Genomic DNA, 18955 nt, shown 5'->3' on the forward strand with positions numbered 1-18955 from the left:
GGGAATAAGAGGCGATTGCTGGATTCTTCAGTTTTAGGGTCTACAGAATGGGTATAGGAACTAAGAGCTTAAATTTAAAAGGAGGAATGTAGGACATGAGTCAAACATTCGATGCATTGAAAGAAAAACTAAGCAATGCAGATTTAGGACAGGCGAAAGAAGTCATGGAACAAGCCAAACAAGCATATGAAGACGGGAAAATCGATGAAAACGAAAAGAAAGAGCTTTTCGAATCGGCTAAATCCGTAATTGGCGGAAAAGGGCTAGGCGGATTATTTTAAGTCATTAAGATAAAACTTCTTAACCGATGAAAATAGTGAATAGGAAAAAACCCGGCGCATTGGTGCCGGGTTTTTTCGGATTGCCGAAAGCCATTGCCAACTTTTTCGGATCGCACTACAGCTCGTGTTCTATCAGAAACTTTGGCACAACGATGGAAAATCCATATGAACGATTGCCAATTCCGGCGAACGGCCAGAAAGCATCAAAGTACCCGTTGATGGAAAGAGGAGAGACGATCATCGAAGCGGCAAGGCCTTTTGCCTAGTTATCTTATTCGGATATTTTCAGTCATTACGAAAACAGCGTTTCTGCATGATCAATGGGATTTTTTTAAAAAGAGAAGAGACACAGCAGAAACGGATTTCCTGTGAAACGAAGGCTTTTAGTATTTAATATTTTTCAACGCTTCACGTTTACTGAGCGGCATTAGGGAGTGCTCGAAAACGAAAGTCCGAACCCACTCCGCATCTGTTTTAGCATACTCGCGCAATGCCCAGCCAATGGCTTTTTGAATGAAAAATTCAGAAGAACCAGCGTGCTTCAAAATGATTTGGCTGAGTGCTGCAGGATCGGTATCTTGCTTATATTTCAATTGATGGAGAATGGCAGCGCGATTTGTCCACATATTTTCTGCTTGTGACCATTTAAGCATATGAAGAGTTCCGGCAGCGCGTTCTGTTTGAATAACATGCCCCAAAGTTCGCGGTGCAATGGCGTCGACGCTGTCCCACCAGGATTTGCTTTCAATCACTTGCTGTAAAAACGGCAGGTCCTCCAAAGTCAGCTGCGTTTTCATTTTTTCAAGCACAGCAATGGCAGCGTATTGGTACTCGCGCTCCGGCAACTCATAAAGTTTCCATACCTCTTCGGTTAAATGCCTGCGTTCGGGCAAATGGAACTCGCGGAACTGCTGATTCAATAAAGCTTTTCGCAAAGGTGTTTTAATGCCTAAAAAAGCAAATTGTTTGCGCATATAAGCAGCCATTGGTGCGGCCATTTCCATGTTGCGGTGAGCTTCAAACTTATTTATAATTCCTTTGGAGTCCCAAGGCTGTTTTTCCATCAGATCAACCTCCCAAGTCTTTTGTGAAAGTGTAGCATACCCAAAAGCAGGGAACTGAATAATAAGAATAGATTCCCTCAGTTCTGCTTAATCTATCGGCAGAAATCTATTATAAAGACGCTGGTTTTTTTCTATGCTATCATAAAATAATAACGAAAAAATGGAGGCGGGACAATGATCTATGTAGGTTTGACGGGTTGGGGAGACCATCCGGATGTCTATAGCCCAGGCTCAAAGAAAACAGAAAAATTGATTGATTACAGTGCACATTTTCCAATCGTTGAATTGGATTCCTCTTTCTATGCTGTACAGCCCGAGCGGAATATCCGCAAGTGGATTGAGGAAACTCCTGATCAATTTCAGTTTGTGGTAAAAGCTTATCAGGGCATGACCGGCCACCAGCGGGGAGAGAATCCATTTGAAACGCGCGATGAGATGTTTGATGCATTCAGCAAATCCATTCGTCCATTGAAAGAAGCCGGTAAACTGGCGATGGTGCTGTTGCAGTTTCCGCCATGGTTTGACTGCCAAAAAGAAAATGTCGACCAGCTTCGTGAAATAACGGAGCGACTGAAGGAATTTGATATGGCTATCGAGTTCCGCCACCAATCCTGGTATGCTGAAGGGATGAGCGAAAAGACATTGGAGTTTCTGCGAGAAAACCATCTGATCCATTCAGTCTGTGATGAACCACAGGCAGGGGATGGTTCCATTCCCCTTGTTCCGGTGTCTACACGTAAAGACAAAGTCTTGCTGCGTCTTCACGGCCGTAATGTGCACGGCTGGCTCAATCCGGGGCACGGCCAAAAATGGCGTGAAGTACGCTATCTCTATGATTACAATCAAAAAGAATTAGAAGAAATAAGCCGCGCCGTAAAGGCTTTATCCGACACCACAGAAAATGTTTATGTCATCTTCAATAATAATTCGGGAGGTCATGCGGCAGGCGACGCCAAACAGTTTCAGGAAATGAATGGTTTGGCATTTGAAGGCCTTTCGCCGAAACAAATGGATCTGTTTGAAGGTGAATTTTGATGGTTTTTATCGTCATGGCGCTTGTCGGAATCGTTTCCGGTATCGTAGGCGCTTTGATTGGTTTAGGGGGAGGCGTCATTCTGGTTCCGGCACTATTATTTCTTGGAACAGGCTTTGCTTTTTTCCCTGAATTATCTCCTCAACAAATTGTTGGCTTATCCGTTATTATGATGATTTTCACTGGTCTGTCTTCAACCTTGGCTTATATGAAAGTCGGAACGGTCGATTACAAAAGTGGTATCATTTTCTTTGCGGGCAGTGCGCCGGGAACGGTAATCGGTGCTTTTGTCAATAAAAACCTGGATCTTCCTTCATTCAATCTTTATTTCGGCATTCTTTTGGTCCTGCTCTCTTTGCTTTTATTGATTAGAGATCATTTAAAGGAAGTCCATTGGTTTGTTGATAACGGCCGCCAGACGACTTTTATAGATAAGCAGCAGAAAGAATATATATATGGTTACCCTATTTGGTTTGCTTTGCTGCTGACCTTTTTTGTGGGGTTTGCTTCAGGGCTTTTCGGAATCGGTGGAGGATCCATCATTGTCCCTGCCATGATTCTATTGTTTTTGTTTCCGCCTCATGTGGCGATCGGAACATCGATGTTCATGGTCTTTTTATCAGCCATCATCAATTCCATCACTCACATCTCATTGGGGCATGTGCCATGGATCTACACAGCGGCAGTAGTCCCAGGTGCATACATTGGTGCGAAACTCGGAGCTCGGCTAAACAAACACCTTAACTCCGAAACGTTGGTCATTATTTTACGTCTAGTGCTCCTGGTTCTGGGGCTTCGATCGATTTACGAAGGAATATTTAGTTCTTAAAGAGGTGTTTTCATGAGCGAAACCATTCATATTTACCATACCAATGATTTGCATAGCCATTTCAAGAATTGGCCGCGCATCAAGTCTTTTCTCGCTGAGCGGAAAAGCTGGCATGAAGAGGCTGGCGATGTTTGTTTGATTCTGGATATTGGTGACCACGTTGATCGCTCGCATCCGTATACGGAAGGAACAGCTGGCCAGGGTAATGTGCTTTTGCTTAACGAAGTGCATTACGATGCCGTTACTATCGGCAATAATGAAGGCATCACCTTGTCCAAGGACGAACTCAATAATTTATATGTTGAAGCGGATTTTGAGGTAGTGGTATCGAATTTATTTGACTTGCAAGGGCGCCGGCCGGATTGGGCAAAGCCTTTCCACGTTATTCATACAAAAAATGGCACACGCATCGGACTGGTGGGAGCGACTGCAGAATTCACCCCCTTTTATCAGAAACTTGGCTGGAAGATCACCGATGCAAAACAATCGATTATAGAAGCAGTAAAGGAAATTGAAAACGAAGTGGATCTAATCGTCTGCCTGTCTCATCTTGGTGTTAAGGAAGATGAATTATTAGCCGAGCTTTGTCCACAGATCCACCTTATTTTAGGTGCTCATACCCATCATATTTTTCATGACGGGAAGTGGCAAGGAAATACGCTGATGGGGGCTGCTGGTAAGTTTGGTTTTTATATCGGCCATGTCACTGTAGAGGAGCAGTTTGAGAAATCTTCTGCACAACTGATCGAGACTTCCCAACTAAGAAAAGTGGAGGAAGGATTTGATGAATTCCTGGTCGAGCAGGGAAAACTGCAATTGGGGGAACTGGTCTTCCACAGCACGAAAAGCTTAAAAGCAGAGTGGTTTAAAGACTCCGAGATGGGTCTATTATTCGGACAGGCATTGATCGAATTTACGGAAGCAGACTGTGCGCTTTTTAATGCTGGAATTTTTATGCAAGATATGCCGAAAGGTGCTCTGACTCGCTATGATTTCCATAAAATGCTGCCACATCCGATCAATCCGTGTCTTGTCGAACTGAGTGGAGCGGAGTTGAAAGAAATCTACCTGCAATCGCTGAATGCGGAATGGCCACAGCTTGAATTAAAAGGAATGGGATTCCGTGGTGTGGTTTTTGGGAAGATGCTTCATATGAATATGGAGATAACTGATCACCATTTTTATATCAATGGACAGCTGGCGATGCATGACCAAATCTATAAACTGGTGACGTTGGATATGTTGACATTCGGTTATTTTTTCCCGAGTTTAAAGAGAGCGCCTAAAACGTATTTCATGCCTGAGTTCCTGCGGGATGTTTTCAGTCAGTATTTTCACAGCAAAGCCCTTAAGTAGAAGGAATGTTCAGACTAAAAAGGCATTTGATTTTGTCAGTATTTTGGGCTATGCTAACAAAGAAATATATATTGGTGGGTAGAGGCTGCAGAGCTGATCAGTAGGATGTGCGAGTTTGACCGCGTTGACCGCATCTGAAAGGAAGTTTTGCCGAAATCGATTTTCTGGGGTCTCCGGAAATTGGATTGGGATCATTCTGAACAAGAATGATACTGTCATTTAGGCGGAAGCGTAAATGGAGGGCTACAGGGTTGTTTGATGTGTATCGCACAGACGAATTGTAGAAGGCTGACTGATCCAACTGGAGAGGTCGGCCTTTTTTGTCTCATTTTTCACCCATCAAAAAATAAGGAGGAGTTTTCATGGAGAATACGATTTTTTCGATTTTGCCGCCGATTATTGCAATCGTTATGGTGTTATTGACACGCCGTGTCCTGTTGTCACTGGGGACAGGTATTGTCGCGGCAGCCGTAATTTTGACTTGGTTTGCACCAATTGATGCTTTACAGGAGCTTGTCAAATCATTTACGATCATTTTTTGGGACGAAGGCTTTAACGCTTATAATGTCTTTATCATTCTTTTTCTTTTATTGCTTGGCATCATCACCGCGTTCGTCAGCTTATCCGGCGGCAGCCATGCCTTTGCTGAGTGGGCTTCGACACGCATCAAGTCAAGAAGAGGCGCAAAAGTCCTTACAGTGGTTTTAGGCATCGTCATCTTTATCGATGATTATTTCAATGCTTTGGCTGTCGGACAGGTTGCACGCCCAATCACCGACCGCTACAAAGTTTCACGTGCGAAACTTGCCTATTTCATCGATTCGACTGCAGCGCCAGTTTGTGTAATCTCGCCAGTTTCAAGTTGGGGAGCTGCAATCATAGGGATTGTTGCTACGATCTTGGCTGGCCAGACTTTTGTGGAATATTCCGCTTTAGAAGCCTTCCTGTGGATGGCACCGATGAATTTCTATGTAGTTGCTTCGTTGGCGATTGTTTTCTTTGTAGCTATCCGGGATGTGGATTTCGGGGAAATGAAGAAACACGAAGTGCTGGCAATTACAAAGGGACAGCTTTTTGACCCTAAGAAAACCATACCGGGTGAAATGAAAGAAGAGTTCCCTTCGCATTCTTATGGACATGTAAGAGACCTATTGCTTCCAATTCTATTGTTGATTGTCGGTACTGTAGGCGCGATGATCTGGACGGGTTATCAGAATGCTGGACATGTTTTCGATATTTGGTTGATTTTTGAAAATACCGATGTTCCCGCTTCCCTGTTAGCAGGCGGAATTTTGGGTGCATTGACGTCGATCATTCTATATGTTCTGCAGATGAAAAAGAACGAAACAGCTACTGTTGGATGGATTGGAAAAGGCATCTGGGCTGGCCTTAAATCAATGATAGGAGCCGTACTCATTTTAGTCTTTGCCTGGTCTTTGACTTCTTTGATCGGTTCTCTTGAAACTGGCGCTTATCTAGCGGGTGTGGTTTCTGATGGCAATATTCCAACTTCAATTCTGCCAGTCTTATTATTTGTTCTCGCAGGAATCATGGCTTTCTCAACAGGAACTTCATGGGGTTCATTCGGCATCCTGTTGCCGATTGCTGGAACCATTATGATTGAAGCGGAACCTTCGCTGCTGCTGCCGGCGCTATCCGCAGTCTTGGCGGGAGCTGTGTTTGGAGATCATTGTTCACCTATTTCCGATACGACGATTTTGTCTTCAACTGGAGCGGGGAGCAATCACATGGACCATGTCTTAACGCAGATACCGTATGCATTAACAGCTGCAGTCATTGCTGCAATAGGGTATATTGTCATAGGTTTGACCGGTTCTTTGCTGCTGTCATTAGGAACAGTGGCTTTGGTGCTGGCAGTGTTATTCATTGTCTGGTCACGACGGACAACTATTATTGAAAAACAACAAAATGCTTAAGTAAAAGAAGGCAGAGAAGCTTATTCTCTGCCTTTTTACTTTTGCTGCAATAGTTTTTTTAGAAAATATTTTGATTTCATCTTTACATTAAAGGAGCCTCTCGGTATACTATTTCTAGATTAACTAATAATCTGAAAATAATCAAAATTCCTATTTTTATGTAAATAAAATGGGAGAAAACAAAGGGGGAAGAGAGATGGAACGTTCGCAATGGGGTACACGTGCCGGCTTTATCATGGCTGCCGTCGGCTCTGCAGTAGGTCTTGGGAACATATGGCGTTTTCCGTATGTTGCGTATGAAAATGGCGGGGGTGCATTTTTCATACCGTATCTATTTGCATTGTTGACTGCAGGGATACCGATTCTTATACTTGAATTTACCATTGGCCATAAGTATCGCGGGTCAGCACCGTTGTCATTCTTTAGAATGGGCGGCAAGAAGTTGGAATGGATGGGATGGTGGGCTGTCTTTGTGTCCTTTATCATATCTGTATATTATGCTGTAATCATCGCCTGGGCAATGCGCTATACTATATTTTCTTTCAATCAGGCATGGGGTACGGATACACAAGATTTCCTGTTCAATGATTTTTTACAGCTGACAGTTCAACCGGGACAGACCGGCGGAATTGTCTGGGGTGTATTCATTCCATTGGCATTGGTGTGGATCATTACATTGGGGATTCTGCTGGCAGGTGTTAAAAAAGGAATTGAACTGGCCAACCGGATTTTCATTCCGACATTGGTGGTCATTTTCCTTGCTGTTGTAATTCGAGCGGTCACATTGGATGGCGCATTGACAGGATTGGAAGCCTTCTTCCAACCAGATTTTGATGCCATACTGAATCCGACGGTTTGGGTAGCGGCCTATGGGCATATTTTCTTCAGTTTATCAGTAGCATTCGCTATCATGATCACATACTCAAGTTATCTTCCGAAAAAATCAGATATCACAAATAATGCATTTATCACAGGATTCGCCAACTCTGCTTTTGAATTATTAGCAGGGATTGGAATATTTGCAGCTCTTGGATTTATGGCTGCTCAGCAGGGCGTCGCTGTAGGTGATGTCGCAACTGCAGGCGTCGGTCTTGCTTTTGTGGTTTTTCCACAGATCATCAATGAGTTTCCAGGATTCAATGGCTTGTTCGGGACTCTGTTCTTCTTGTCTCTGACACTTGCGGGTTTGACTTCATTAATATCAATTACTGAAACTTATGTCGCTGGATTCTCTGAGAAATTTGGAATTTCCCGTAACAAAGCGGTGTTATTCGGAGGCGGACTTGCTGCTTTGATTTCGATTCTGTTTGCGACACAAGGTGGATTGTACTTCCTGGATCTGGCAGATTACTTCATTAACCAATTTGGGGTTGCAGCAATCGGATTAGTGGAAGTTGTGCTGGTTGTTTGGGTCTTCCGCAAAGCGGATCTTCTCAAAGGCCATGCCAACGAAATCTCGGATATCCGACTTGGCGCCTGGTGGAAATTCAGCTTAGGAATCATTACGCCAATCGTTCTGGGTTATATGATGTTTGGACTTTTGAAACTGAATATCCTGAAAGAGTTTGAAACGGAAACCGGAAATTACGAAGGATATTCCGATATGTTCACCTTAGCAGGTGGTGTGGCTGTTGCTGCAGCTGCATTGATCTTTGGAATCCTCTTCTCTATCGGTAAATGGCATAAAGAACAAGGCGAATATGACGAGCGCAATTAAAAGGGGGAGCTTCATATGACAGTAAGTTCGATTGTCGTCATGATTATTGGGATGGTCATCATTTGGGGTGGCTTAGCTGCTAGCATCATTCATGCAGTTAGAAGCAGCAAAAAGAATAAAGCAAGAGATGCTGCAAATAACGTTTAATTTAAAGGCCCGGAAACTCCTAGTTTCCGGGTTTCTTTATGCTTTCATGGCAGTAGGTGAGCTTGTGAGGAACATGCCTTTATGATACATTTGGAATAGAACCGGATTCCATCCATAAATCAGATAGATAGGGGACGATGTGCGTGTCAACAAAGCAGGAACATCTTAGAAAGCCCGATTGGTTAAAGATTAAACTCAATACCAATGAAAACTATACCGATTTGAAGAAAATGATGCGAGAAAATAACTTGAACACAGTCTGTGAAGAAGCAAGGTGTCCGAATATCCATGAATGCTGGGGAACGCGGAGAACCGCTACGTTCATGATCCTCGGTGCCGTCTGTACAAGAGCATGCCGTTTTTGTGCAGTGAAAACCGGGTTGCCGAATGAGTTGGATCTTCAGGAGCCGGAACGGGTAGCCGCTTCTGTAAAAATGATGAACCTGAAACATGCGGTCATCACGGCAGTCGCACGTGACGATTTGAAAGATGGCGGCTCTGCTGTGTTTGCAGAGACAATACGTGCGATTAAACGAGCCAACCCATTTACAACTGTTGAAGTCCTGCCATCTGATATGGGTGGAATCTATGAAAATCTGGAACGGCTGATGGATGCTAAACCGGATATTTTGAACCACAATATAGAAACTGTGCGCCGTTTGACGCCAAGAGTCAGAGCACGAGCCAAATATGACCGGTCACTGGAATTGCTGAAGCGTTCGAAAGAATTGCATCCGGATATTCCAACAAAATCATCTTTGATGATCGGTTTAGGGGAGACCAAGGAAGAGATCATTGAAGTCATGGACGATCTCCGTGCTAACGATGTGGATATCATGACGATTGGCCAATACTTACAGCCCACAAAAAAACATTTGAATGTACAGAAATATTATTCGCCGAAGGAATTCAAGGAATTTTGGGAAATTGCGATGGCCAAAGGGTTCTCGCATTGCCAGGCAGGCCCTCTGGTGCGAAGCAGCTATCATGCGGATGAGCAAGTCAATGCAGCTGCTAAAGAGCGTCAGCGACTCGGAGAAGAGCAAGCAGCTGCTATAAACAGCTAATGGATGGTGAGGAAAATGATTACACTGGAACAGTTGAACTATGAAATACTGATCGATTACCGGGAAGGTTTCAAAGAAGAGGCATTAACTGCCCGCTATAGCGAAATTCTTTCGAAATACGATTATATCCTGGGGGATTGGGGTTACGGCCAATTGCGGTTAAAGGGCTTTTTCGAAGACACTAACCACAAAGCAACCTATGATACGAAAATCAGTACACTGCAGGATTATCTCTATGAATACTGCAATTTTGGCTGCGCCTATTTCGTTATCCGGAAAACCGGTAAAGCGGTAATGCCGATTGAAGAATCAGAACAGCAGGCTCCCGAAGCGGACATATAATCCGCCGGGGGTTTTTTCATGCAATATGATATGATTAAAGTAGAAATGAAAGATTTTTAAACGCCTATTGGAGGGTTTTTTATGTATTTTATTGACCGCAACAATATCACTGAAACGATTCAGTATATGAATTCTTTATTGAAGCATTACGAAAGCCAAGAACAGTGGACTTCGTTCGGCGACCAGCTGGCATTGGAACGGATTGGAGCGAACCTCATCGAGTCGATTATTGATGTCGGCAACTCCATGATTGATGGATTTATCATGCGCGACCCTGGAAGCTACGATGATATTATCGATATATTGGTGGACGAAAAAGTGATTACAGAAGAAATGGATCAACCGCTGAAGCAGGTTATTACATTGCGGAAAATGCTGGTGCGGCAATTTATGAAAGTTGATCACCAGGCCATTACGAATGCAATCGATGAAAACATGGAATCGTTGAAAGCATTTGGCCCGAAAGTCGAACATTACCTGGTTCATGAACTGGGGCCTGTTTCAGCATTTATACCGGAGACGAAGGATGGCAATTAAAACGTATCAAGCTTATTGCCTTGATTTGGATGGGACAATTTTTCGTGGATCGGAAGCGGTTGAAGAAGCGGCAGGTTTTGTCGAACGGCTGCAGGAAAAAGGTGTAGAGCCTTTTTTTGTTACAAATAATGCATCCATGACGCAACAGCAGCTAAAAGACAAAATGGCTGGCTTCGGAATCCGGGCAAAAAAAGAACAGATCATTTCCTCTGCGATTGCTGCAGCAAAATACATCAAACGCTGGTATGCCGGAGATACAGTCTATATGATCGGTTCAGATGGTTTGGATCAAGCATTGCGCCAGGAAGGTTTGACGCGGGTAGGCGATCAGGCGGGAATCGTGCTGATGGGGATTGACCGCAATATTACGTACGACAAGCTGGCAACAGCCTGCCTGCAAATTCGGAATGGGGCAGTCTTTTTATCGACCAATCAGGATTTGGCTTTTCCTTCTGAAAAAGGGTTACTGCCCGGAAATGGGGCATTCACAACTTTGGTAGCCGCTTCGACTGGAGTAGATCCCGTTTATATCGGAAAACCGGAGATGCATATGCTGGAAGCCATTCAGCTGGAGTTCGGTTTCGACAAACAGGATATGGTGATGGTCGGCGATAACTACGATACGGATATCCAGGCAGGTATTCGTTTTGGGATCGACACGGTCCATGTCAATACCGGTGTCAGCCGGATGGAGGAAGTGCTGAGAAAAGAACAGCCTCCAAACTTTGCGATTGAAAATCTTGGATTTTGGGAGATATAAATTAAGGCAGTCTTATATTTTCCCGAACTTCCTGCTATGGATGCCGCTGGCTTTGACAGCTTTCAAGGCAGCAAAAAAGCCGTTTTTCAACGGCTTAAAACAAAGGGTTCTCCTCTATGAATTCATAGACTTTTTTCGTCAGTTCATCTGGAGAGTCCGCTTCAACAATCTCTCCGTTAACCAGGGCATAAAGAGACTCGGAACATTTTGTGCAATAGCTTAAACAGCCGTATTCCAAAACGTCGAGATTGGGATCCCGTTCGAGTTTTTCAAAAGAATCTTGTGCGCCATTGGCAATATTGCTGATGCAAAATTCTACAATCGGTTTCATTCTAAGTCACCTCACTACAACGAAATCCTACCTTTTTTCGCAGCTGGAGTCAATTAATTGATTTCTAGTAAAAGCATTGTGAAAGTTATCACAATCAGCTATACTCATATTTGAGAAATTGATGCGACAGACGAAAATTAAAGGAGATTTTTATGCGAAAACTAGTCTTACTTGGAGGCGGTTACGGCAATATGCGGATTTTGCTTCGTTTATTGCCAACCAACCTTCCTCAGGATACAGAAATCATTTTAATTGACCGGACACCATTCCATAGCATGAAGACCGAGTTTTATGCATTGGCTGCTGGAACAGAAGCAGACCATGAAGTCCGTGTTCCTTTCCCGGAACATGAGCGGCTGACAGTGGTAAATGGCGAAATCCTGGAAATTGGCCTGCAGGAAAAATGCATTTTCATGGAAAGCGGCGAACGCGTTGCCTATGACGATTTGGTGATCGGACTCGGTTGCGAGGACAAATACCATAGCGTGCCGGGAGCGGATGAGTTCACTTTCAGCATTCAGACGATCGGCAAATCCCGTGCCACTTACCAAGCATTGCTTGGTCTTCCATCAGGCGCTGTAGTCGGTGTTGTTGGAGCGGGGCTCAGCGGAATCGAGCTTGCCAGCGAATTGCGTGAAAGCCGAAGCGATTTGAAGATTAAGTTGTTCGACCGCAGTCCTCGGATCTTGCGTGATTTCCCTGAACGCTTGAGTAACTTTGTGAAAAAATGGTTCGAGAACCACAACGTTGATGTAGTATCAAACTCCAACATCACAAAAGTTGAACCGAACCTTCTTTATAACCATGAAGAGACGATTCCAGTTGATGCTGTTGTTTGGACAGCGGGAATCCAACCAGTCAAGCCGGTCCGTGACCTTGGTCTTGAGAGCGACAATAGCGGACGGATCGTCATCAACCAATATCATCAGCTGCCGAATGATGAACATGTCTATGTTGTCGGGGATTGTGCCGCATTGCCAATGGCACCTTCAGCCCAATTGGCGGAAGAACAGGCTGAACAAATTGTGAAGATCTTGAAAGCGACTTGGAAAGGTGAACCATTGCCTGAAACCATGCCTGAAATCAAACTTAAAGGATTCCTTGGCTCTTTGGGCAAAAAACAAGGCTTCGCTTATTTGGCTGATCGCACAGTTACAGGCCGCATCGCCCGATTAATGAAGTCCGGCGTATTGTGGATGTATAAATGGCATAATGGATAATGAAAAAAAGCGCTCATGATTGAGCGCTTTTTTCATTGGCTTCAGTAAATCCATGTTTTTCAAGTTCACGGTAGACAGGCTTCAACTGAACATAGCCTTCCCCGACAACTTCCCCTTCAACCAATACCAATGGATAAAAGAATTCGTCATCCAATATGCGCTGGGCATAATCTTTCTGGTGGTCGAGTTCAATGGGTTTCTCAATATCAATGTAGGTAATTGAAAATGGCTGATCCTTGTATTTTCTTGAGATGGCGGCTTCCAGCCATTCGTACGTATCGATTGAAGACGGTGCATTAACACAGCTGGCACAAATAACTTCGGTTCCGTATACTTCGATGGATATTTCTTTCTGCATAATTTTGAACCTCCTATGAATTCATTAGTGGCTTTTTCTCTCTAATCACATTATAATGATTATAATGAAAGGAGTCGATATAAATGACTGAAGCTTTGATTGAAGATCAAGTAATGGAAGTCTTAGATAAATTACGTCCATTCCTTTTGCGTGACGGGGGAGACTGCGAACTTGTTGATGTAGAAGATGGTATCGTAAAACTTCGTCTGCTCGGTGCATGCGGCAGCTGCCCAAGTTCGACAATTACATTAAAAGCAGGGATTGAACGCGCGTTAGTGGAAGAAGTTCCTGGCATCGTAGAAGTAGAACAAGTATTTTAATGCCAAGGGACCTTAATGGGTCCCTTTTTCTGTATTATATAATCTCTCTAGGCAGTCTTTTATCGATTTTCGACTTGTTCAAGCGTTTCAAGGCGGACAGCTTGAATAGTAATGGAAACAATTGCTATGATAACCCATATAGGAAGGTGATTTCATTGACAGAAGTAGTAGAAATTACAGAAGCGGCCTCATTTCAAGTAAAAGAAATGATGCGCCATAACGAAGAAGAAGGATCCTTTTTGCGTGTTGCAGTCAAAGGCGGCGGATGCAGCGGACTGACATACGGTATGGGGTTTGAAAAAACTCAGAGTGACGCTGATGATCTGTATGAGCAATTTGGAATCCCGATTTTGGTTGCAAAAGAAGATGCACCTATTCTCCAAGGTACGGTTGTTGATTACAAACAGTCCTTGATGGGTGGAGGATTTACAATTGAAAATCCGAATGCCATCGCTTCATGCGGCTGCGGAACTTCGTTCCGGACAGCCAAAAAAGCGGGTACACCGGAAAACTGTTGAAAGTCGGTCACAAACCGGCTTTTTTGTTGTGGAAAAACAGCGATAAATTACAGTCACCAGTTGAAATCATGCTGTAAAAGGTCTAGTATAGTGTATAGGTGTTTATCGGTATAACAGGAGTAGGACTCTTAGTGAATATACGATGAAAAAATGACTTGAAGGTGGTTGCGATTGTGTTGAAAAGACCGTCAATATTAGTATTAGGAGCAGGTTACGGTGGATTGACTACTGTAGTAAACCTGCAAAAAGAGTTTGGCACAGATGCTGTAGATATTACTTTGATCAACAAAAACGAATACCATTATGAAAGCACATGGCTTCATGAGGCAGCTGCAGGAACATTGCTTCCAGAGCAGGTGCGTTACGATATCAAAGACGTGATCGATGGTGTGAAAGTGAAGTTCGTCCAAGCTACTGTCGAAGCTATTGATGTAGTTGGCAAAAAAGTTTCTACAGATAACGGCGAGTTTACATACGACTATATCGTTATTGCACTTGGTTTTGAAGGAGAAACTTTCGGAATCGAAGGCCTTGATAAATATGCACTTTCAATTGCTAACGTTAAAGCTGCACGTTATATCCGTGAGCACATTGAATTCCAATTCGCTACATGGTCTGCAGAACCGGTTAAAGATGACAGCCGCCTAACGATTATTGTAGGTGGAGCTGGATTCACTGGAATCGAATTCCTAGGGGAATTGGCTAACCGTGTACCTGAATTGTGCAAAGAATACGATGTCCCGCGCGAAAAAGTTCGTGTCGTCTGTGTAGAAGCTGCACCAATGGTATTGCCAGGTTTCGATCCGGAATTGGTCAATTATGCAGTAGGCCATTTAGAGTCCAAAGGAATTGAATTCTCAATTGGTACGCCGGTTGTAGAAGCAACTCCAGAAGGCGTTAAAATCAAAAAAGGCGACGATGAGTTTGAATTCATCAAAGCTGGTACTGTTGTATGGGCTGCAGGCGTTCGCGGAAACCGTTTGATTGAGGCGACTCCAATCGAAAATATGCGTGCTCGTGTGAAAGTTGACAAAGATTTGCGTGCTCCAGGATTCGACGATGTCTTCATCATCGGAGATTGCGCATTGATGATCAACGAAGAGACAAACCGTCCATATCCTCCAACTGCACAAATCGCTATGCAACAAGGTGAAAATGTTGCGAAAAACTTGAAAGCTTTGATCAGCGGTGATACTACTGTTGAATTCGTTCCAGATCTAAAAGGAACTGTTTGTTCGCTTGGTGAAGATGATGCTATCGGTGTTGTATTCGGCAAAAAAGTGACAGGCAAAAGAGCTTCATTTATGAAGAAAATGATTGATAACCGTGCGTTGTTCATGATTGGTGGACCAAAGCTGGTAATGAAAAAAGGTAAATTCAACGTTCTGTAAAGATTCGATCCAAGCTCCCTTCGCGGGGAGCTTTTTTTGTAGATTCGAAAATATTGACTACAGGCATTCAGTGCTTAATGGCTCATTCTGAATTTCAAGTAAAGGGGGAGATTGTTGGTGGCACGTTCAAAACGCGGCAATGTCTGGCTTGGGGCCGCAGGGCTGGTCGTGAATTCCAGTGGCCAATGGCTGGTCGTTAAAAAAAGATACGGGGGACTTCACGGAAAATGGTCACTTCCGGCAGGATTTGTACAAGGCGATGAAACTATTGATCAAGCGGCAGTTAGGGAAGTGAAAGAAGAAACTGGCATCAATTGTAGACTGGTTGGAATGATCGGGTTTCGTTCAGGGGTCATTCGGGAAGAAATCAGCGACAATATGGCGATTTTTTTACTGGATGCTATCGATGAAGGACAGCCTATCCAAGCGCAATTGTCTGAGCTTTACGAAGCAGGTTGGCAATCGCCTGCTGATTTATCCAATGATGCAGAAGCATCTGTTATGCTTCATGAAATGGCTTCTTTCGTATTAGAAGAAGGATTGGGGTTAATTGAAAACGTAGATCCGGGCAAAGTATTCGGATATTCGGATTATAGGTTATTTTTCAGAAAATGAAAATTCATACACAAAAGAGACAAAAATAACGCGAGATGCGTTATTTTTTTTCTTTTTAGTTGCACTTTATTTGAATTCCATGCTATATTATCAGAATATTACAAACAAGAACAGAAGGAGGTGTTTCGAATGACGATCTTCAAAAAGACTAAAAACGTCAACCAATGCCCTTATTGTGCTGGACAAGGATATTTTCAATTGCGGCTGGGCGGTTCAGAAACTTGCTCCTGCTGTTCCGGTTCCGGTAAAAAATAACAAAAAGAAACGAACGGATCACTTAACACCGTTCGTTTCTTTTTTTATGGAGAATTTCTGTATAAGGGTCTCCACGCTTTTGCCGGTGTCCTACTGCTACTTCGGTTGCCCCACTTTTCGGTGTCTAGGCTCCAGCAGCCAACACCTCGGAACACAAGCCACTCCAGCTGTGCAGCTGAAAAAATGCTGAACAGCCAGAGCGTCTTATGCCTGTCGAAGTTGAACGGCTGCCTCCGCTTTTCTATCATAAGTGACAAAGCGATGAACTCTGTTCTCCTAGATTGAAAGCCTCTGTTTTTTCGGGTAAACTGATGAAGGGAATAACGGAGGTTAGAATTCATGAACAGTTCATTTACGATTGTGCAATTGATTATATCTATGTTGCTTTTTTATGTAATGTTTTTTGGGATCGGGTTTTTGTTGAATATGTTGCTGCGCATGACTTGGCTGATGGCTATCGTTTATCCGATTGTCATTTTGCTGGTGGTGGATGACGTAGGCGTATTCGATTACTTTACGAATCCGGGTGAATCTTTTTCAATGCTTGGAGACACGATCACTTCCATGACTGGCAGTGATATTGCCGTATTATTAGCCGGTTGGGCTGGCGCCATCACAGCAGGATTTGTGATGAAGATCCTTCGTAAAATGGGATATCAAATGTTTTAAAAAAATCGCCTTTCCGGTTATCCGGATCGGCGATTTTTTAATGATTCTATTGGTTAGCGCAGTATGCCATAGAAAACGAATGAAATCGCTATACCTGTCAAAGCGCCCATGAAAACTTCACTTGGTTTGTGGCCTAGAAGAGTTTTCAGTTCTTCAATCTTTTCTTCTTCTTTTTTCTGCGGCCATTTTCTGGTTTCATCCATGAAAAGGTAGATATCCTGCCGCATTTTGTTGATTGTCAAAGCTTGCTGGCCTGCCTGAAACCGAACGCCGGTAGCATCGTACATGGTAATGACTGCGAACATCGTTGAAACAGCAAATATTGTGGAAGAGACGCCATGCTCGAAAGCCACTGCCGTCGTTAAAGACGTTACTGCAGCTGAATGGGAACTGGGCATTCCGCCGGTTGAAGAAAACAGCTTCCAATCAAGTTCACGCGTTACAGCGTACTGAATAGGGATTTTTATAAATTGAGCGAACAGAATTGCGAATAAGGCAATCATTAAAGGCAAGTTAGAAAAAATTTCCATGTGGGACCACAACCTTTCTGTCTGACTATGGTTTTATCGTACATCAGAAAAGTGGAATTTGCGAACGCTGATTATTCCTTCGTCACACGAACTACTCGAATTTCGAATTAAATGCTACACTTAAAGAGAACAGATAAAGGAGGAATTTTATGCAAATCAACTTACAGCAGCATTCACAGAATAGCGGTGCCGAAATCCTTATTGTCGGCTTAAGCCGACATCCGGAAAACAGCAGAGGATGGGATGAATTTGCAAAGCGTTTTGATGGCAAATTAGAAGGCTGGGTCAAAGATGATCTGTCATTCGATTTAAAATCGTTGATCACCTATCCGGCAATGTCTGGAGATGTTCCACGCGTCTTATTTATTGGGTTGAATGACCGCAAGAAATTGACGGAAGAAGACCTGCGTTCATGCTTTGGATTGGCAGGCAAAGAATTAGCCAAGAAAAAAATTAAGCATGCAGCAGTCTACCTGGAATCGTTTGAGAATGACAAAGTCACATCAGAAGATGTTGCCTTTTTGGCTGCAGAAGCGATTACCATGGGAGGCTATAGTTTTGATGATTACAAGACGACTTCCAATGAAACACAAGTAAAATTGGAAGCTTTGACTTTCCTATCCAATGACGGTTCTGAGGATATTGAATCGGCTGCAATCATCGGTTCTGTTTTCGGCCAGTCTGTTAATGAAGCCCGGACCCTTGTCAATATGCCGGCGAACATCTTAACGGCAACAGCGATGGGAGAGTATGCACGGGAGCTTGGCGAAACCTACGGCTTTGAAACGGATATATTAGGCAAAGCCGAGCTTGAAGAATTGGGCATGGGTGCAATTCTTGCAGTTAACCAAGGATCGATTGAAGAGCCTCGCCTGATCGTTTTGAAATACAAAGCGACAGAAGGCTTTGAAAACCCATTGGCGCTTGTCGGCAAGGGGATCACCTTTGACACTGGCGGCTATTCGATCAAGCCGAAGGACGGCATTGTCGGCATGAAAGGCGATATGGGCGGTGCCGCTGCAGTGCTAGGAGCAATGCGGATCATTGGAGAGCTGCAGCCGAAGCAAAATGTCATAGCGGTTATTGCCTCAACTGATAACATGATTTCAGGAAATGCTTTCAAACCAGATGATGTCATTACATCCATGAGTGGTAAAACCATTGAAATCCTTAACACCGATGCTGAAGGGCGATTGGTGCTGGCAGATTCCGTGAGCTATGCGAAGCAACTTGGTGCCACTCGTATTGTCGATGTAGCGACGCTGACAGGCGGCGTTATTGTAGCGTTAGGAAAAGACAAAACAGGTGCTTTGACGAATGACGAAGCATTTTTCGAAACTTTCCTGGAGGCCTCTATGGAAAGTGGCGAGTTTGTCTGGCGTTTGCCTTTAACAGAAAGCGATAAGAAGCGCATCCGGAAAAGCAACGTGGCCGATTTGAATAATTCGCCTGGCCGCGATGGCCATATGATTTTCGGCGGGGGGTTTGTCGGTGAATTCGCCGGCGATACTCCTTGGATTCATTTGGATATTGCAGGTACCTCTGATGCAGACGGCCCACATGATTTGGGGCCAAAAGGCGGAACCGGTGCAATGGTCAGAACTTTAGCGATGCTAATTGAAAAGATGGCAGACGAAGACTGAAACACAACAGAAGCTTTAGAAAATAAAAGAAGAAT

The 18955-nt window shown here is 43.8% G+C and carries 24 protein-coding genes and 1 riboswitch; of the genes, 20 read left to right on the plus strand and 4 right to left on the minus strand.

Translation table 11 applies throughout. From position 1 onward, the window contains the following. Window positions 1–95: 95 nt before the first annotated feature. Both QMA04_RS14685 and QMA04_RS14690 read left to right on the plus strand, forming a co-directional pair. The gene (locus QMA04_RS14685; protein WP_191716514.1) at window positions 96–281 is read left to right on the plus strand and encodes a hypothetical protein; all 186 of its coding nucleotides are present in this window, start codon (window positions 96–98) and stop codon (window positions 279–281) included. A 35-nt stretch (window positions 282–316) separates the two neighbouring features. Then, complete coding sequence (locus QMA04_RS14690) at window positions 317–547, plus strand: hypothetical protein (RefSeq protein ID WP_290186660.1); 231 nt, start codon at window positions 317–319, stop codon at window positions 545–547. 117 nt (window positions 548–664) lie between these two features. Here the strand turns inward: QMA04_RS14690 and QMA04_RS14695 are convergent, their stop codons facing one another. Continuing rightward, window positions 665–1345 carry a DNA alkylation repair protein gene (locus tag QMA04_RS14695; RefSeq protein WP_290186662.1) on the minus strand — a complete coding sequence of 227 codons (681 nt, stop codon included), beginning with the start codon at window positions 1343–1345 and terminating at the stop codon, window positions 665–667. A 174-nt stretch (window positions 1346–1519) separates the two neighbouring features. On the opposite strand from QMA04_RS14695, the gene QMA04_RS14700 reads away from it, so the two are divergent. The 10 genes from QMA04_RS14700 to QMA04_RS14745 all read left to right on the plus strand — a co-directional run bounded on the left by QMA04_RS14700 (window position 1520) and on the right by QMA04_RS14745 (window position 11070). Then, window positions 1520–2380 (plus strand): DUF72 domain-containing protein, encoded by an 861-nt coding sequence (locus QMA04_RS14700; RefSeq protein ID WP_290186664.1) that lies wholly within the window; start codon window positions 1520–1522, stop codon window positions 2378–2380. Continuing rightward, window positions 2380–3207 (plus strand): sulfite exporter TauE/SafE family protein, encoded by an 828-nt coding sequence (locus QMA04_RS14705; RefSeq protein WP_191716511.1) that lies wholly within the window; start codon window positions 2380–2382, stop codon window positions 3205–3207. The genes QMA04_RS14700 and QMA04_RS14705 overlap by 1 nt, the downstream gene beginning before the upstream one ends. A gap of 12 nt (window positions 3208–3219) precedes the next feature. Next, window positions 3220–4563, plus strand: coding sequence for a bifunctional metallophosphatase/5'-nucleotidase (locus QMA04_RS14710; RefSeq protein WP_290186666.1), 1344 nt, complete (start codon window positions 3220–3222; stop codon window positions 4561–4563). Between the two features lie 71 nt (window positions 4564–4634). Beyond that, window positions 4635–4817, plus strand: a riboswitch (Lysine riboswitch). Window positions 4818–4925: 108 nt separating this feature from the next. Continuing rightward, a complete protein-coding gene (locus tag QMA04_RS14715) occupies window positions 4926–6500 on the plus strand; it encodes a Na+/H+ antiporter NhaC family protein (RefSeq protein ID WP_290186668.1) in 1575 nt (524 codons plus the stop codon). 196 nt (window positions 6501–6696) lie between these two features. Next, entirely contained in the window at window positions 6697–8217 is a 1521-nt protein-coding gene (locus QMA04_RS14720) for a sodium-dependent transporter (protein WP_191716508.1), read from the plus strand. A gap of 15 nt (window positions 8218–8232) precedes the next feature. Beyond that, entirely contained in the window at window positions 8233–8364 is a 132-nt protein-coding gene (locus tag QMA04_RS14725) for a methionine/alanine import family NSS transporter small subunit (protein ID WP_191716507.1), read from the plus strand. 143 nt (window positions 8365–8507) lie between these two features. Beyond that, window positions 8508–9431, plus strand: a complete 924-nt coding sequence (gene lipA, locus QMA04_RS14730; protein ID WP_191716506.1) for a lipoyl synthase — start codon at window positions 8508–8510, stop codon at window positions 9429–9431. 15 nt (window positions 9432–9446) lie between these two features. Beyond that, on the plus strand, window positions 9447–9773 hold the full coding sequence (locus QMA04_RS14735) for a YutD family protein (protein WP_290186671.1): 327 nt from the start codon (window positions 9447–9449) through the stop codon (window positions 9771–9773). 81 nt (window positions 9774–9854) lie between these two features. Beyond that, window positions 9855–10310, plus strand: coding sequence for a DUF86 domain-containing protein (locus tag QMA04_RS14740; RefSeq protein WP_290186673.1), 456 nt, complete (start codon window positions 9855–9857; stop codon window positions 10308–10310). Then, window positions 10300–11070: a TIGR01457 family HAD-type hydrolase gene (locus tag QMA04_RS14745; RefSeq protein WP_191716503.1), complete on the plus strand. Its 771-nt coding sequence runs from the start codon at window positions 10300–10302 to the stop codon at window positions 11068–11070. The genes QMA04_RS14740 and QMA04_RS14745 overlap by 11 nt, the downstream gene beginning before the upstream one ends. A 94-nt stretch (window positions 11071–11164) precedes the next feature. Here the strand turns inward: QMA04_RS14745 and QMA04_RS14750 are convergent, their stop codons facing one another. Beyond that, window positions 11165–11401: a YuzB family protein gene (locus tag QMA04_RS14750; protein ID WP_058385862.1), complete on the minus strand. Its 237-nt coding sequence runs from the start codon at window positions 11399–11401 to the stop codon at window positions 11165–11167. Window positions 11402–11553: 152 nt separating this feature from the next. On the opposite strand from QMA04_RS14750, the gene QMA04_RS14755 reads away from it, so the two are divergent. Then, window positions 11554–12621 carry an NAD(P)/FAD-dependent oxidoreductase gene (locus QMA04_RS14755; protein WP_203341020.1) on the plus strand — a complete coding sequence of 356 codons (1068 nt, stop codon included), beginning with the start codon at window positions 11554–11556 and terminating at the stop codon, window positions 12619–12621. 13 nt (window positions 12622–12634) lie between these two features. On the opposite strand, the gene QMA04_RS14760 is transcribed toward QMA04_RS14755, so the two are convergent. Further along, window positions 12635–12979, minus strand: a complete 345-nt coding sequence (locus QMA04_RS14760) for a YuzD family protein (RefSeq protein WP_290186678.1) — start codon at window positions 12977–12979, stop codon at window positions 12635–12637. A gap of 83 nt (window positions 12980–13062) precedes the next feature. Between QMA04_RS14760 and QMA04_RS14765 the strand changes: the two genes are divergently transcribed. The 6 genes from QMA04_RS14765 to QMA04_RS14790 all read left to right on the plus strand — a co-directional run bounded on the left by QMA04_RS14765 (window position 13063) and on the right by QMA04_RS14790 (window position 16747). Beyond that, complete coding sequence (locus QMA04_RS14765) at window positions 13063–13299, plus strand: NifU family protein (protein ID WP_142828952.1); 237 nt, start codon at window positions 13063–13065, stop codon at window positions 13297–13299. A 155-nt stretch (window positions 13300–13454) separates the two neighbouring features. Then, window positions 13455–13817 carry a HesB/IscA family protein gene (locus QMA04_RS14770; protein WP_191716500.1) on the plus strand — a complete coding sequence of 121 codons (363 nt, stop codon included), beginning with the start codon at window positions 13455–13457 and terminating at the stop codon, window positions 13815–13817. A 176-nt stretch (window positions 13818–13993) separates the two neighbouring features. Further along, window positions 13994–15208 (plus strand): NAD(P)/FAD-dependent oxidoreductase, encoded by a 1215-nt coding sequence (locus QMA04_RS14775; protein WP_191716648.1) that lies wholly within the window; start codon window positions 13994–13996, stop codon window positions 15206–15208. Between the two features lie 117 nt (window positions 15209–15325). Further along, window positions 15326–15823, plus strand: a complete 498-nt coding sequence (locus QMA04_RS14780; protein WP_191716499.1) for an NUDIX domain-containing protein — start codon at window positions 15326–15328, stop codon at window positions 15821–15823. 129 nt (window positions 15824–15952) lie between these two features. Continuing rightward, entirely contained in the window at window positions 15953–16078 is a 126-nt protein-coding gene (locus QMA04_RS14785) for a YuiA family protein (protein WP_191716498.1), read from the plus strand. Between the two features lie 339 nt (window positions 16079–16417). Beyond that, complete coding sequence (locus QMA04_RS14790) at window positions 16418–16747, plus strand: YuiB family protein (protein WP_191716497.1); 330 nt, start codon at window positions 16418–16420, stop codon at window positions 16745–16747. A 53-nt stretch (window positions 16748–16800) separates the two neighbouring features. On the opposite strand, the gene QMA04_RS14795 is transcribed toward QMA04_RS14790, so the two are convergent. Next, on the minus strand, window positions 16801–17277 hold the full coding sequence (locus tag QMA04_RS14795; protein WP_191716496.1) for a divergent PAP2 family protein: 477 nt from the start codon (window positions 17275–17277) through the stop codon (window positions 16801–16803). 149 nt (window positions 17278–17426) lie between these two features. Between QMA04_RS14795 and QMA04_RS14800 the strand changes: the two genes are divergently transcribed. Next, complete coding sequence (locus tag QMA04_RS14800; RefSeq protein ID WP_290186684.1) at window positions 17427–18920, plus strand: leucyl aminopeptidase; 1494 nt, start codon at window positions 17427–17429, stop codon at window positions 18918–18920. Window positions 18921–18955 lie beyond the last annotated feature (35 nt).

The sequence above is a fragment of the Planococcus sp. APC 3900 genome (assembly GCF_030407735.1).
Lineage (GTDB): Bacteria > Bacillota > Bacilli > Bacillales_A > Planococcaceae > Planococcus > Planococcus notacanthi.

Excerpts from the sequence above, each read along its gene's own strand:
- QMA04_RS14705 (WP_191716511.1), top strand. The coding sequence starts at position 2,380 with ATGGTTTTTATCGTCATGGCGCTTGTCGGAATCGTTTCCGGTATCGTA.
- QMA04_RS14685 (WP_191716514.1), top strand. The coding sequence starts at position 96 with ATGAGTCAAACATTCGATGCATTGAAAGAAAAACTAAGCAATGCAGAT.
- QMA04_RS14745 (WP_191716503.1), top strand. The coding sequence starts at position 10,300 with ATGGCAATTAAAACGTATCAAGCTTATTGCCTTGATTTGGATGGGACA.
- QMA04_RS14795 (WP_191716496.1), bottom strand. The coding sequence starts at position 17,277 with ATGGAAATTTTTTCTAACTTGCCTTTAATGATTGCCTTATTCGCAATT.
- QMA04_RS14715 (WP_290186668.1), top strand. The coding sequence starts at position 4,926 with ATGGAGAATACGATTTTTTCGATTTTGCCGCCGATTATTGCAATCGTT.
- QMA04_RS14735 (WP_290186671.1), top strand. The coding sequence starts at position 9,447 with ATGATTACACTGGAACAGTTGAACTATGAAATACTGATCGATTACCGG.
- QMA04_RS14750 (WP_058385862.1), bottom strand. The coding sequence starts at position 11,401 with ATGAAACCGATTGTAGAATTTTGCATCAGCAATATTGCCAATGGCGCA.
- QMA04_RS14740 (WP_290186673.1), top strand. The coding sequence starts at position 9,855 with ATGTATTTTATTGACCGCAACAATATCACTGAAACGATTCAGTATATG.
- QMA04_RS14785 (WP_191716498.1), top strand. The coding sequence starts at position 15,953 with ATGACGATCTTCAAAAAGACTAAAAACGTCAACCAATGCCCTTATTGT.
- QMA04_RS14800 (WP_290186684.1), top strand. The coding sequence starts at position 17,427 with ATGCAAATCAACTTACAGCAGCATTCACAGAATAGCGGTGCCGAAATC.
- QMA04_RS14765 (WP_142828952.1), top strand. The coding sequence starts at position 13,063 with ATGACTGAAGCTTTGATTGAAGATCAAGTAATGGAAGTCTTAGATAAA.
- QMA04_RS14760 (WP_290186678.1), bottom strand. The coding sequence starts at position 12,979 with ATGCAGAAAGAAATATCCATCGAAGTATACGGAACCGAAGTTATTTGT.
- QMA04_RS14755 (WP_203341020.1), top strand. The coding sequence starts at position 11,554 with ATGCGAAAACTAGTCTTACTTGGAGGCGGTTACGGCAATATGCGGATT.
- QMA04_RS14700 (WP_290186664.1), top strand. The coding sequence starts at position 1,520 with ATGATCTATGTAGGTTTGACGGGTTGGGGAGACCATCCGGATGTCTAT.
- QMA04_RS14720 (WP_191716508.1), top strand. The coding sequence starts at position 6,697 with ATGGAACGTTCGCAATGGGGTACACGTGCCGGCTTTATCATGGCTGCC.
- QMA04_RS14790 (WP_191716497.1), top strand. The coding sequence starts at position 16,418 with ATGAACAGTTCATTTACGATTGTGCAATTGATTATATCTATGTTGCTT.
- QMA04_RS14725 (WP_191716507.1), top strand. The coding sequence starts at position 8,233 with ATGACAGTAAGTTCGATTGTCGTCATGATTATTGGGATGGTCATCATT.
- QMA04_RS14695 (WP_290186662.1), bottom strand. The coding sequence starts at position 1,345 with ATGGAAAAACAGCCTTGGGACTCCAAAGGAATTATAAATAAGTTTGAA.
- QMA04_RS14710 (WP_290186666.1), top strand. The coding sequence starts at position 3,220 with ATGAGCGAAACCATTCATATTTACCATACCAATGATTTGCATAGCCAT.